Origin of the sequence: Ruania halotolerans, assembly GCF_021049285.1 — a bacterium.
Taxonomy (GTDB): Bacteria; Actinomycetota; Actinomycetes; order Actinomycetales; family Beutenbergiaceae; genus Ruania; species Ruania halotolerans.
In genome coordinates this window covers 3522824-3536302 of sequence record NZ_CP088017.1, presented here as the reverse complement: position 1 = coordinate 3536302, position 13479 = coordinate 3522824, and the positions used below count along the sequence as shown (strand labels likewise).

General features: G+C 68.5%; 12 protein-coding genes. 5 read left to right on the top strand and 7 right to left on the bottom strand.

The features are described from left to right. Nucleotides 1–7 precede the first annotated feature (7 nt). A complete protein-coding gene (locus LQF10_RS15925) occupies nucleotides 8–907 on the top strand; it encodes an AraC family transcriptional regulator (protein ID WP_231064793.1) in 900 nt (299 codons plus the stop codon). On the opposite strand, the gene LQF10_RS15920 is transcribed toward LQF10_RS15925, so the two are convergent. Further along, on the bottom strand, nucleotides 898–2091 hold the full coding sequence (locus LQF10_RS15920; protein ID WP_231064792.1) for an MFS transporter: 1194 nt from the start codon (nucleotides 2089–2091) through the stop codon (nucleotides 898–900). The two genes, LQF10_RS15925 and LQF10_RS15920, sit on opposite strands and share 10 nt — an antisense overlap. 81 nt (nucleotides 2092–2172) lie before the next feature. Then, the gene (locus tag LQF10_RS15915; protein ID WP_231064791.1) at nucleotides 2173–2805 is read right to left on the bottom strand and encodes a uridine kinase family protein; all 633 of its coding nucleotides are present in this window, start codon (nucleotides 2803–2805) and stop codon (nucleotides 2173–2175) included. A 184-nt stretch (nucleotides 2806–2989) separates the two neighbouring features. On the opposite strand from LQF10_RS15915, the gene LQF10_RS15910 reads away from it, so the two are divergent. Next, a complete protein-coding gene (locus LQF10_RS15910) occupies nucleotides 2990–4246 on the top strand; it encodes an alpha-hydroxy acid oxidase (RefSeq protein WP_231064790.1) in 1257 nt (418 codons plus the stop codon). A 16-nt stretch (nucleotides 4247–4262) separates the two neighbouring features. Here the strand turns inward: LQF10_RS15910 and LQF10_RS15905 are convergent, their stop codons facing one another. Continuing rightward, the gene (locus LQF10_RS15905; RefSeq protein WP_231064789.1) at nucleotides 4263–5912 is read right to left on the bottom strand and encodes a fucose isomerase; all 1650 of its coding nucleotides are present in this window, start codon (nucleotides 5910–5912) and stop codon (nucleotides 4263–4265) included. 23 nt (nucleotides 5913–5935) lie between these two features. After that, nucleotides 5936–7060, bottom strand: coding sequence for a LacI family DNA-binding transcriptional regulator (locus LQF10_RS15900; protein WP_231064788.1), 1125 nt, complete (start codon nucleotides 7058–7060; stop codon nucleotides 5936–5938). Nucleotides 7061–7134: 74 nt separating this feature from the next. Here LQF10_RS15900 and LQF10_RS15895 point away from each other — a divergent pair, with 74 nt between their 5' ends. Together LQF10_RS15895 and LQF10_RS15890 are read left to right on the top strand one after the other, a co-directional pair. After that, a complete protein-coding gene (locus LQF10_RS15895; protein WP_231064787.1) occupies nucleotides 7135–8100 on the top strand; it encodes a nucleoside hydrolase in 966 nt (321 codons plus the stop codon). A 54-nt stretch (nucleotides 8101–8154) separates the two neighbouring features. After that, nucleotides 8155–8718 carry a TIGR03086 family metal-binding protein gene (locus LQF10_RS15890; protein WP_231064786.1) on the top strand — a complete coding sequence of 188 codons (564 nt, stop codon included), beginning with the start codon at nucleotides 8155–8157 and terminating at the stop codon, nucleotides 8716–8718. Nucleotides 8719–8809: 91 nt separating this feature from the next. Here LQF10_RS15890 and LQF10_RS15885 read toward each other — a convergent pair whose 3' ends face one another. Continuing rightward, nucleotides 8810–10426 (bottom strand): HNH endonuclease signature motif containing protein, encoded by a 1617-nt coding sequence (locus tag LQF10_RS15885; RefSeq protein ID WP_231064785.1) that lies wholly within the window; start codon nucleotides 10424–10426, stop codon nucleotides 8810–8812. Nucleotides 10427–10516: 90 nt separating this feature from the next. Continuing rightward, a complete protein-coding gene (locus LQF10_RS15880) occupies nucleotides 10517–11545 on the bottom strand; it encodes a LacI family DNA-binding transcriptional regulator (RefSeq protein ID WP_231064784.1) in 1029 nt (342 codons plus the stop codon). Between the two features lie 93 nt (nucleotides 11546–11638). Between LQF10_RS15880 and LQF10_RS15875 the strand changes: the two genes are divergently transcribed. After that, nucleotides 11639–12130: a 4'-phosphopantetheinyl transferase superfamily protein gene (locus LQF10_RS15875; RefSeq protein ID WP_231064783.1), complete on the top strand. Its 492-nt coding sequence runs from the start codon at nucleotides 11639–11641 to the stop codon at nucleotides 12128–12130. Between the two features lie 20 nt (nucleotides 12131–12150). Here the strand turns inward: LQF10_RS15875 and LQF10_RS15870 are convergent, their stop codons facing one another. Then, nucleotides 12151–13479, bottom strand: coding sequence for a M1 family metallopeptidase (locus tag LQF10_RS15870; protein WP_231064782.1), 1329 nt, complete (start codon nucleotides 13477–13479; stop codon nucleotides 12151–12153).

The window sequence follows — 13479 nt, the reverse complement described above, 5'->3', positions numbered from 1 at the left end:
CTCTGGCGTGCCTGCTGCAGTCGACGCCGTCGCTCCGCTTACCCTGCTGGACCGTGCCCTGTCCGCGCTCGAATGGGACCTCAGCGGCTCCCACCGCGTGAACGTCGCCGGGGACGGCTTTCGCCATCGGCTTGGCCGATCGGCAGGATTCCTCTACGTCCTCTCCGGATCGGTCGAGTTCCGTGCCGACTCACCCAGCTGGGTGGCCGTACAGCGTGGCGACCTCGTGGTCTCCACCCTCGAGGGCGACCGCGAGGTGCGAAGCACGAGTGGAGGGGTGGTCGTCGACGTCTCGTTCGCGGCGGCCTCGGCCCATCCGCTGGCACGGGCATCGTTACCGGCGACTCTGGTCGTCCCCGACTTCGCACGGGACGAGCCCAGCATGGTGGCATTGATCGAGGACCTGCAGTGCGGGTGGCGCACGGCCGGGAACGCTCGCCGGGCCGGGGATGCGGTGATCTGCAGCCGGATCGCGACCACTATCGCCTCCGCAGCAGTACGACTCTGGTCTGAGCGTGGATGTGCCCCGCCCACGTGGCTCGGGTCGGTCGAGGATCCCCGGATCGCACGAGTGATCGCCTCCGTCCACGCCGACCTTGCCCGAGGCTGGACGGTCTCGGAGCTGGCACGTGTGGCCACGATGTCGCGATCGGGCTTTGCCGCGCACTTTCGCGAGACGGTGGGCCTCACACCGCTGCAGTACGTGGCCGAGGCACGCGTGAGTGAGGGCATGACGCTACTCGGCGATGCCGCCGCATCGGTGGCGGAGGTCGCTCATCGGGTCGGCTACGGATCTGAGCCAGGCTTCACCAGGGCGTTCCGCCGCCGCATCGGCATCTCACCCGCCCGGTGGCGGACTGCCCAGATCGAAGCGAGCAGGCTCTCCGCGGCCGCTGCTCACCGCTGAGGCTCGGCGCCCTCTCTGGTCGTGCCGAAGACCAGCCCGCCGACGAGTGCCGACGCCGCCGCGGCGAGGAGTGCCGCCTGCACACCGAACGTGTCGACGAGCACTCCTCCGACGCCGGCGCCGATCGTGATGGCGAGCTGGAATCCGGCCACGATCAACCCGCCACCGGCCTCCATGCGCTCCGGCGCCACGCGCGCGATCCACGTCGCTACCACCGTCAACCAGGCCCCGAAGGCGATGCCCCAGACGGCGATCCCGGCGATCACGGCCATCATCACCCCGGGCCACAAGGCAACGATCGCCACACCCACCGCGATCATCAACGGGATCGCGTAACGGAGTAACCGCAGGTGCTTGTCGACGAGCAAGCCCACGACGATGTTGCCGAGGACACCTCCGAACCCGAACACTGCCAGCAGCAGCGCCACCGCTGCGGCATCGAGCTCAGGTGCCTGCGACAGGGCTGTTCGGACGTAGGTGAACGCCGCGAAATGCCCCAGCACCGTCAGCACATGGCCGAGGAGCCCGCGCCCCACACCTGGAGTGCGCACCGTGTCCGCCAGCGAACGCAAGCCTGTCGCCTGGGCGGGCGGCACGACCGGCAGGACGATCCGCAGGGCCACAGCAACCACGACGGTGAGCACGCTCGCCCCCATGAAGACGACCCGCCAGTCGAACAGCGAACCCAGGTAGATGCCCGCTGGGACTCCGGCGACCGTCGCGACCGTGGTCCCCGTGTTAATGGCCATCACCGCGCGCCCCAGATGCTCCGGCCGGCTCAGGCGCGCCGCGATCGCCAATGACATCGCCCAGAACCCGCCAATCGCGGCACCCAGCAGCAGACGAGCGACGAGAAGCATCACGAAGTCCGACGACACCGCGACCGCGAGATTCGACACGGCCGCCGCCACGGCCAGCCATGACAACAGCGTGCGGCGATCGAGCCGCGGGAAGATCAAGCCGATCGTCGGCGCAGTGAGAAGGCCGACGAAGGCCGTGACGGTCACCGCCTGCCCTGCCTGTCCTTCAGTGATCCCGAGCGCAGCCGCCATCGAGGGAAGAAGGCTCGGCGGAAGAAACTCGGCGACGACGAGCACGAAGCTCGTCGCCATCATGACCAGAATCCCCGCCCATGCCGTGCGGGTGCGGAGATCAGGACGGGTATCAGTGATGGAGTCGGTCACCTGACGAGCCTCGCAGGGACCGCCTGGTGTGACCGTGCCCAGCGTCCAAAGAAATGAACCAACAGTCCACAAGTGGTGGCCTCACGTGAGCAGGGCGCGCACGTCCGCCTCGGCTCGAGCGGGCGTCGTGGCGCGGCAGCCCTGCGCCACCCAGGCGCGCACCTTCGCGGGTTCACTGCGGTAGTGCGCCAGCCCGCGCCGGATCAGGATGCTCGGCCGTTTCCGGGATTCGGCCAGGTCCCGCAGTAGCCGGAGCCAGAAGGTGTGCACCCGCGGCCGTACGAGGCACACCGCATCGGCGAGCACGCCCTCAGCCCGCAGCGCGTCGACCAGCTCTCCGGCGAAGATTCCCTCGGCGAGCACGATCGGGGAGTCGCCCGCCACCACGGTGGTGGTCCCGGTGCGTCGGGACGTCGGGATGTCATAGATCGGCACCTCCACGTCACCGTCGCGGCACAGCGTGACCAGTGCCTGGGCGGCAGCGCCATGGTTCCAGGAGCCGGCCGCGTCCCAGTCCACACTGCCGAACCGTTGGGGCAGGCCGGGTGCGTCGACGTCGTGGTAGAAGTCGTCCAGCGCCACCACCGGCAGGCCGAGCCGGCGGCTCAGTGAACTCTTCCCGGACCCGGACGGGCCGGTCAGCAGCACTACCCTGCGTGCATACTGGCGCGCACCATCAGGCACCGGGAACAAGGCGGAGTCAGCAGGCGGCACGTCCACGATTATCACCCGATGAGCGCTCGCGGGGCGGGGTGCATGCCCGGCGCTAGGGTGAGGGTGATGTCACAGCGAGCAACGCCGTCGGGAGCCAGCAGGGGCAACGCCCCTGGCTTGACACGCCCCAGCGGCATCGGAAGACTCGACTGAATCGTTCCATTCCGCCGAGGAGAAGCCACGCATGGTCCAGCGTCGAGTGCCCAAGGTGCGCGATCTCGCGCCACTGCTGCAGTTCAAGCGTCCGGAGTTGGACGGTCGCAAGCGCCGGCTCGACGCCGCCCTGACCATCGACGATTTGCGCACCATCGCGCAGCGCCGCACCCCGAAGGCCGCCTTCGACTACACCGAAGGAGCCGCCGAGAAGGAACTCTCGCTGGCGCGGGCCCGGCAGGCGTTCGAGGACGTGGAGTTCCACCCGTCGATCCTGCGCAACGTCGCCAGTGTGGACACCGGCGTGGAGATCCTCGGCGGGCCCTCAGCCCTGCCGTTCGGGATCGCGCCCACCGGGTTCACCAGGATGATGCAAACCGAGGGGGAGATCGCCGGCGCCGGAGCGGCCGCCGCCGCAGGGATCCCGTTCTCCCTCTCCACGATGGGTACCGCCTCGATCGAGGATGTGGCCGCTACCAATCCCGGTGGGCGGAACTGGTTCCAGCTGTACATGTGGAAGGACCGTGAGCGCTCGATGGCGCTCGTGGACCGCGCGGCCGCAGCCGGGTACGACACGCTGCTGGTCACTGTGGACGTGCCCGTGGCCGGAGCCCGGCTGCGGGATAAGCGCAACGGGATGACGATCCCGCCCTCGCTCGGCATCAAGACGGTGCTGAACGCGATCCCACGCCCGGCGTGGTGGATCGACTTCCTCACCACCGAACCACTCGCCTTCGCCTCCCTGGACCGTTGGTCCGGCACGGTGGCCGAGCTGCTCGACACGATGTTCGACCCGACTGTGGACTTCGAGGATCTGCGGTGGATCTCGCAGCAGTGGCCCGGCAAGGTTGTCGTCAAGGGTATCCAGACCCTCGAGGACGCCCGGCGCGTGGCCGAACTCGGCGTGGACGGCATCGTGCTCTCCAACCACGGCGGCCGCCAGCTCGACCGCGCCCCGATCCCGTTCCACCTGCTCCCGCAGGTCGCCGCCGAACTCGGCGACCAGCTCGAGATCATCCTCGATACCGGCATTATGAGCGGTGCCGATATCGTCGCCTCACTCGCCCTCGGCGCCGACTTCACCCTCGTCGGCCGTGCCTACCTGTACGGCCTGATGGCCGGCGGGCGCGAAGGTGTGGACCGGATGATCGAGATCCTCGGCTCCGAGACCGAGCGCACGATGAAGCTGCTCGGCGTCTCCTCGGTGGCCGATCTCGAACCGACGCACGTGACCCAGTTGCGCCGGTTGCTCCCGGTGGAGAGCTCGGTGCCGGCCCGTACTCGCTGAGGCGGGGGCGGGTGCGTCAGCGGGTGAGTGAGGTGTCCCCGCACAGGTGCACCGGTACGCCGAGGGCGTCGAACAGTGCCGCCTTCGCGGTCAAGGCACGGTCCGCCGTCTGCGCATCGGGCGCGTAGACGACGTTCAGGTGGTTCGCCTTGTGGCGCGCCATGAACTGGTCCCGGCTGACCCCGTGCAGTACGGCGTGCATGATCGGCCACTCGGGGTTGGTGGCCTCCTTGCGGCGCCGCGTTTCCTCTTCCGGGAGCGAGATCACCGAAGCGCGGCCCATATCCACCTGGAGTTGTCCCTCGGCGATGTAGACCCGGGACCAGACGATCTCCCCAGGCTTGGAGATGCCGTTGATCGTGGAGCCGCCAGCGGGGAAGAACACGGGCCCCTGCCGCCAGCCCTCGGCATCGGCATAGCCGTTCTCGAAGTGTGACGGCGGCACCGACCCGGAGATCTCGAAGACCCAGACGAACTGCCCGTCGTACTCCTCCCCCCAGCGCACGTCGTGCAACGTGGTGGCCGGGTCCAGGCCCATCGCCGTCCAGATGCGGTTCGTCACCAGAGCGTCGACCGCCACGCCCTCGTCCGCCTCGTTGAAGTGGGGGAACGCCTTGCCCTCCCACAGCACACGCTCGCCGTCGCGGGAGCGCACCGGCGGGCGGGAGACGTTGTTCAGCAACCCCTCGGCAAGGTCGGAGGCGGGGGAGAGATCCTTCAGTCCCTGCTGATACTGGATACCCACGGCGTCCAGGCCGAAGTCGTCGGCGATCCGCAACGCCGCGATGTACATCTTGTGCTGCCACCGCAACTGCTCCATGGTCAATTCGGTGGCGTCGTCGGTGCCGAGGTGGAACGTCATCCCGGCATCGGTGAGCCAGGCCTGGACCTCGTCCGCCTCCGAATCGGAAACCTGCTGCATCTCCGCCCACAGTGCCGATTGGGAGAGCCGCTCCTTGTAGATGCCGAGGCCGTTCAGCAGTTCGTCATCGAAGATGGCGTTGTACATCCCCATGCAACCTTCATCGAAGACGCCGATGATCGCCTTCTCGCGCTGCAACTGCGCAGCGAGCGCGCGGCCCAATTCGGTTTCGGCGCTGTCTGCGAGCGTTGGCAGAGAGTGCACGTGGGAGGCGTCGTGCTCGATCGTGCCGGTGGTGACCCACGAGCGAATCGCGTTCTGGAACCACTCGTCGGTCCCGTCGACGGTCCACACCGTGGAGTACGGCTTGCCCATCTTGGTCATCCCGGCGTTGATGCCCAGCAGGCCCACCAAGCCGGGCCATGCCCCGGCGAAGTTCGCGGCGGTGAGGATCGGGCCGCGGTGGGTGCGCAGACCGGCGAGGATGTGGTGGCTGTACTGCCACACCGCTTCGGCCACGATCAACGGGGCGTCCGGCGGGATGGTGGTGAAGACCTCCAAGCCCATCCGCTGGCTGGAGATGAAGCCGTGTCCGGTGGCCGGGTCCACCTCGTTCGCGCGGACCACCTGCCACCCATTCGCGGCGAAGGCGTCGCTGATGATGCGCTCGAGCTCGACCTGGGTGGGCCAGCCGGCACTGTTTGCAGATTCGCGCAGGTCGCCCGAGGCCACCAGGTAGGCGGTCCTCTCGGGTGCGGCGGGCGGCTCGGAGAGGGAGGGCATGGCATACGTGGAGGTCGTCATGACCCCATCGTGCCCGTAATCGATTACCGAGACAAGGGGGAACCGGGTGCCGGGACGGCCTGGACGACCGACCGGGCGGGCCTGCCCGGATCAGCGAACCGCTCGAGCAGCAGATGGGCAGCCGCCATGCCGAGCTCGCGCGGGTTCAACGGGACCAGGTGGATGTCCGTGGTGCGCGAGGTGGCGAACGGTAGATCGCCGATGATGCCGATGCCGATCGCCGGCCCGCTCGCTTCAGGTCCCTTGTCTGTGTGCTCCGCCCTGCCGGCCGTACGTGCCGGAGTGCCGTGGGCATCAGCGAGGGCGCGCAGCACCCCCACACCCACCAGATTGTTGGTGGCAGCCACCGCCTCCGGCGGATCTGACTGGGCAAGGAGGCCGGAAAGGGCCGCATAGCCGCCGTCCACCCGGAAGTTCGCATGGACGAGTAGCTCCTCCTCGGCCGCGAGATCGGCCTCGGCCAGCGCACGCCGCCACCCGTTCGCACGCTCGACGGCGGTGCTTGTGCTTCGAGGTCCCGTCACGCAGGCAATCCTGCGAAATCCCTGCCGGATGAGGGTGTTCGTGACCCGATAACCGAGCTCCTCGTTGTCGAACGCCACCTGGTCCACTGCGTCATCGATGCGCCGGTCCACGACCACGAGCCCTCGCCCGCGCGCCTGCAGGGCGTCGAGGGCGGGGGAGTCAGTGGCGGGGGCGATGAGTACTCCGGCCATATTCTCGTGCTCGGCGACGGTGAGGTAGTGGGCTTCCTTGGCGGGATCGTCGTCGGTGTTGCACAGCACCACCGAATAGCCCGCTCCGTGCGCCACATCCTCGACGCCGCGCGCCACGGCGGTGAAGAACGGGTTCTCCACATCCGGCAACACGAGCGCCACCACATCGCTCGCGCGGCGGCGCAGTGAGCGGGCCGTCCGGTCCGGGACGTAGCCGAGGAGATCGACGGAACTGCGCACTCGCGCCGCCAGCTCCGGGTTCACGGTCTTGCCGTTGAGAACACGGGAAACGGTGGCCGTGGAGACACCTGCGTGGCTCGCGACATCGACGATCCGAGCCATGGGCCTGCCTTCCATCCGGTTCGCCTCATCGTAGGCGGTACTGAGCGACTCCAGGCCAGCAGCCATCCCGACGTGGGCGGCGGGCACCATGGTGGAGAATGGTCCGCGGTGCCCGACGCCTCGAATGGCGAGCCCCGTCCCACGAATGGAGAGCTGACCCCAGCATGAGTGACGCCGCGCCGATCTACCTGGACTGTGACACCGGAATCGACGACGCCCTGGCCCTCGCCTACCTGCTCGCCTCCCCGGAGGTGCATCTCGCCGGTATCGGCACGGTGAGCGGAAACACCTCTGCCACCGTGGCGGCCGAGAACACCCTCGCTCTGCTCGCGCTGGCCGGCAGGGAAGAGATCCCGGTCGCCGTCGGAGCGATCGATCCTGTGCGTGGCTCCTTTCGCGGTGGCGCTCCACACGTGCACGGCAGCAACGGAATCGGGGGAGTGGTGCTTGAGCCCGCTGTCGCCCGCCCCGACTCCCGCCACGCCGCCGACATGCTGATCGACCTCGCCAAGGCGTACCCAGGTGAACTGCGCGTCCTGGCAGTCGGACCGTTGACCAACCTCGCCGTGGCGCTCGAACGCGAGCCGAATCTGCCCGCACTGGTGCGGGACGTCGTCGTGATGGGTGGTGCGGCGCTCGCGCCTGGCAACACCTCACCGGTGGCGGAGGCGAATATCGCCAACGATCCCGAAGCGGCGGCGGCCGTGCTCCAGGCGGGCTGGGATATCACGATGGTGCCCTTGGACGTGACGATGGAGCACATCTTTGACGAGCAGGCACGCAAGCGCCTGCTCGAGGCACCGGATGCGGTGTCCAGAGTGGTGGGGGAGGCGCTCGAGTCCTACCTCGATTTCTACCTCGACATCTACGGCTACCGGGCCTGTGCATTGCATGATCCGCTCGCGGCGGCCCTACTCGTCGGAACGGTGACCGCCACCCGGGCGGCTCGGGTGCCCGTGGTGGTGGACGAGGGGGATGGACCTGGCCGCGGGCAGACCATCGTGGACATGCGGGGCCAGCGGCGTGGTCCGGTGGATGTTCCCGGGGCGCGGTGCCAGGTGGTGCTGGAGACGGATCTGCTGGTCGGCCCGGTACTGCTGGACCGGCTGGCTGGCCCGCCGGTCGCCTGACCCCGGTGGCGCGACCGGTATCCCGGTGTGTCCGACCCGTCCGAAAGGCACAGCGTGCGTGCAGTGAAACTGGTGGCGGCCGCTTCAACCGAGTTCGAGCGCGCCGTTCGAGAGCTGCCGCCCCAGGTGTGGTCACATCCCACGCCCTCGGCGCTGACCATCCGTGAGCTGGTCACGCATGTGGTGGCCGGGAACCGCCTGACGGCGCTCCTGCTGGCCGGTCACTCACGCGCGGAAGCTCTTGCGCAGATCGAGGGTGACCTGCTCGGTGACGATCCGCTCGTTGCGGTCCTCACCTCGGCGCGGGAGCAGACAGCCGCCTTCGCCACCGCCTCGCCGGACCAGCCACTGCCGGGCCCGGCCGGGGAAGCCACGGCCTCCGACTACCTGCGGTTCCGGCTCGTCGACCTCGTGGTGCACGCGTGGGATCTTCGGCGCGGAGCAGGTCTCGACGAAGCGCTCGACCCGGACCTTGTCGTTGCCACTGCGCGTCTGGTGGAACCCCACCTGCCCGCGATGCTGGCCCTGGGCGTCTACGGTGACGGGCCGAGCGGTTCGCTGCCTCCGGAGGCTTCGGAACAGGTCCGGTTGCTCGACGCGTTCGGTCGACGCCCCTGAGTGCTCCCGCGGGAGCGCTGCCCGGGCTCTTGACGCCACAGACCCGAACACCCAGGCACGGCGTGCGCGCAACTGTGCCGGTCGTGGCCGGCTAGGCCGCTGCGCCGTCGCTGGGCCGGTGACGACGCTGCTCGCGCCGGTTGGCCCGGATCTGCCAGTTGGTGAGTGCGACGTTGACGGCGTAGCCCAGATTCAGGGGACCGCCATCGGTGGCGGCGAGCGGTAGCGGGTGGCCGGGCGGTGGTTCCTGCGTGGCGGGCTCCGTGCCGGGGAAGGTGTGCTGATGTCCAGCACGAGCGGGTGGTGGTGGCACTGCGGGAACTCTGGGAACTGTTTCTCCGTCGCGGTCTTGGACGCGGAGGGTCCCGTCGCGGCGGCGTGTGATCTCGAAGCCGCCCTCATGGAGTGCCCGGTGGTGGGCTCCACAGAGCAGGACCATATTATCCAGATCCGTGGGTCCGCCGTCGGCCCAGTGCACAAGGTGGTGGCCGTGGACGTAGCGGCGCCGGCCGCATGCCGGGAAGACGCAGCCTCCGTCTCGGTCCCACAGTGCGCGCCACAGAGCCGCGTTCGGGGTGCGCCAGCGCCGGCCCAGATCGATCGTTCGACCGGGCCTGGCGCTGGGTGTGACCACGGTCGCAGGAGTAGTCCCATCGGGGCTGATGTCGTGCCTGTCGCCGGCAGTGTCGTGGATGTGTAGCACGACGCCGGTGTCGCAGGTGAGGCGTCGTGCCGTGTGCGGGTGCAGCACCGGTCCGCACTCCAGATGTGGCCCGATCAGCGTCTCCGGCTGCCCTGGCAGCACAGGCGGTGACTCGCTCAGCCGGACCCTGGTCAGATCATCGAGAGTCACGTGCAGCACTGCCTCACCACGCCGGGAAGCTCGCGAGGGAGAAGTCGCTGCATCGGCCGACTCACTCCCACTGCCATCGCCCGAGTCGTCCGAGCTGAGCTCGAACTGCTCACACACCAGCACCAGCGCATCGATCAATCCGTGACCGGTTCCCGGGAGGCGATGATCGTCCTCATCCTCGGGTACGGCGGAGCGGTCCAGGTAGCGCTGCACCCGGTGCAGCAGGTCGATGATCACCGCACCTTCTTCTGGAGAGCAGCGCGCGTGCATGCTCATCATCCCGTCCGGGTCGAAACGGTGGGTCAGGTGGCGCCGCTCGTGCCGGTCGCTCACCTCATCCACCGAGGTGCCGGTGCGTACACCCGCACAGAACCGGTCCAGTTGATCAGCCGTGGCCGCCTGCGCCACCGCGACCAGGTCTGCCTCGGTCTCGCGCGTAGCCACCCGCGTGATCGCGCGAACCTTCGAGTAGCTGAGCCGGCCTGCCCCGAGTTCTGCCGCCGTGACAGGGAGTGCGACCAGCGCCCGGGCGACCCGGACATGCTCGCGGGCTGTGACCCGGGCCATGCCGCATTGCCAGGACAGCCAATGTGCCGTCGACGTCATCCCCGACCACACCGTCCAACCGTCCCGGGCATCGAACTCGGCCAGCACCATCAGAAAACGGCCCGTCTGCGCTGCGATCGCTGCCGCCAGCGAACCCAGTTCGATCGCCAGATCCTGCACGGAGCGCGTCGCACCATCAGGCGTGTGATCAGTCGTGTCGTCAGCGGTGACGACCCTCAGTGGCCGCGCCGTGCCCTCGACTCCCGGAAGACCGCTCGCGGGCCGCTCCATCACCAGTTCCGCCGTCATGTTCCACCCCTTCGTCGATGCCTGAAATCACCGTAGGACGGGGGTGTGACATCCAGATCGATGAGGACGGCGGCGCTTCCGCGGAAGCGTTCACTGACCGGACGTGCTGGAGGCGCGCACGACCAGTTCGGGCTCGAACTCCACCTGTCGTGCCGCGTCGGTACCCGATTCGGTGAGCAGCATGTCCGCGGCGGTCCACCCCAGTGTGTGCATGGGCTGGCGCACCGACGTCAGTGGCGTGGTCAGCATGGAGGCGAAGATGACGTCGTCGTAGCCCACCACGGCCATCTCCTCGGGGATCGAGACGCCGCTATCGCGGAGTGCGCGCAGGGCGCCGAGGGCAGTGAAGTCGTTCGCGCAGAACATCGCCGTCGGGCGAGGTCCGTCCTCGGCGAGCAAGCGGCGCACGGCCGCGTCGGCAGTGGTCGCGTTCAGTGCATCCAGGTTGATCTCGGTGAGCGCTTCGGCGGGATCCAACCCGTGTGCGGTGAGCGTGGCGATGACACCCTCGCGCCGGTCCACGCACTGGCGCAGGGTGAGCGGGCCGTTCAGGAATGCGAAGCGGGTGTGGCCCAGGCTCAGCAGGTGTTCGATCGCCAGGCCCGCCCCACCGACGTCGTCCACGGCCACCGAACCGACATCCGGGTCGGGCGAGGTGTGGTCGAGCAGGACTACCTCGATACCGCGTTCGCGCAGCGCCAGCAGGCCGTCCAGGCTGCCGTTCGAGGGGGTCGCGATGACGCCCCGGACCCCGTGCTCCTCGAACAGCCGGAGGAATCGCGCCTCACGGCTGGGATTCTCGTCCGAACTGCACAGCATCAGCGTGTGATCGTCCTGGGCGAGCCGGTCCTCGATTCCGCGGGCCATCTCAGTGAAGAACGGGTTGGCGATGTCCAAGACCACCGCACCGACCGTGCTGATCTCACCGCTGCGGAGCTGGCGGGCGGACGCGTTGCGGACGAAGCGCAGTGTGCTGATCGCCTGCTCGACCTTTGCGCGGGTGGCCGGTGCCACCGAGTCCGGCCGGTTCAGCACATTGGAGACAGTGCCGACTGAGACACCCGCCTGTTTGGCAACATCGGTGACGCTTGGACGTTTCGCCGCGCCGCGCTTAGCCATGTCTCTCCCCTTCTTCACTGGGCTTGCACCCATCCGGGGAGTTTATCGTTTCACTGCCGACCCGTGGCGGAAGCGCCTGCCACAATGACGGCGATGCCCACCTATGTGCCGGTCAGTGTGCGCTGGCACTGTGCCGAGTCGAGCACCGCTCAGGCGCTGCGCGAGCACCTCGGGACCGCGTTGGCTATGCCTGCTGTGGCCGACCTCAGGGTCGGCCACCTGTGCCCGGCGTGCGGCGGGTCGGATCACGGCCGCCCGTGGGCACGAGTGGGATCCCTGGCCATCCCGGTATCGGCCGCTCGTGCCGGGCCGCACCTGCTCACCGTCGCAGATCTCGATGGGGCAGCGATCGGGATCGGCGCGGACGTGGAGCAGATCGCGTCGATCTCAGTGGACTCTTCGCTCGTCCGGCACCCGGACGAGTCCAGCCGGGAACTCCTCGGCCTCTGGGTGGCCAAGGAGGCGATTCTGAAGATGCTCGGAACCGGGCTGAGTGTGCCGATGCCAACGATCCGGGCGGCAGATTTCCGCGTCCAGGAGATCCCGGCACCGTCCGGATTCACCGCCCGCGTGTGCGTGGGGTAGGGCGCTGACCTGTGGGCGGCTCAGCTCCACGCCGGTAGGTCGCGCCGGTAGAGCCACCCGTCGAAGAACGTACCCAGCGACTGCCCACCCACCTCCTCGGCGAGCGCGATGAAGTCCTCCGTGCTGACAACTCCGCCGCAGTTCTGCGCCACCCAGCGGTGCATCAGGAGGGTGAACGCGTGCACACCGATCAGGTCCCGGAGCGCGGCCAGGGTCAGCGCCCCGCGCTTGTACACGCGGTCGTCGAACATGTCTGCGGCACCCGGATCCCCGAGGGTGAGGTCCTGCGGCAGCCTGCTCAACCGGTCATGGGAGGCGCGCGCCTGGTCGGCGATGCTGGGCCCACCGGAATGCTCCGACCACACCCATTCGCTGAAGCAGGCAAATCCCTCGTGCAGCCAGATGTCCCGCCACGCAGCGGCGGTGACCGCGTTGCCGAACCACTGATGTGACAACTCGTGTGCGATGAGGCGAACCGCGCCCAAGTCCGCCGAACAGTGGTTACGCCCGAAGGTCGAGAGTGCTTGCGACTCGAGGGGGATTTCCAGTGCGTCATCGGTGATCACGCAGGTGTAGGAATCGAACGGGTATGGCCCGAACGCCTCTTCGAAGCAGCGGAGCATCTCGCGCTGGCGGCCGAAGGATGCCACGAATGCGGCCTCTGGGAGGCGTTCGGCGCGCAGCACGCGGATCGGCACGCCAGCTCCGTCCACGACCTGCTCGCGGTACTTGCCAATCTGCAGGCTGGCGAGGTACGGCGCCATCGGGTGGCGCTGTTGGAACGTCCAGGTGCACCGCGATCCTCGCCGTTTCACCGCGTGCGTCTGACCGCTGAAGGCTGCGGTGTACTCGGCAGGTACGGTCAGCCGCACGTCGTAGCGCGCCTTGTCCCGGGCTTGGTCGTTGCACGGAAACCACGACGGCGCACCGTGTGGTTGGGAGGCCACGATCACCCCGTCCGTCAGCTCCTCCCACCCGGCCTCACCCAGGGAGGCCGAGCGCACCGGCCGTGGGTTGCCGCCGTACTCGATCCGGACGGTGAGGCCCGTGCCAGCGGGGACGGCGCTGTTCAGGGTGAGGTCCAGGTGCCTCTGGTTACGTGTGTACTTGCGCAGCGGGGCCCCGGCCACGGAGACCGTCGTCACCCGGAGGTGGTGGAGATCGAACCGCAGCGTGGTGGTCTCAGCGCGCGTGCGCAGCCGTACCTCGGCCACGCCGTCAAGCAAGTTGCTACGGGGCTGATAGACGAGGTCCAGGTCGTAGTGGTCGACGGCGTAGCTCAGATCGCCGTGTCCGGGCATGTACGGATCGGTCGAGTCTGCGGTGGTCAGCGCGTCCGGGCGGGTCAC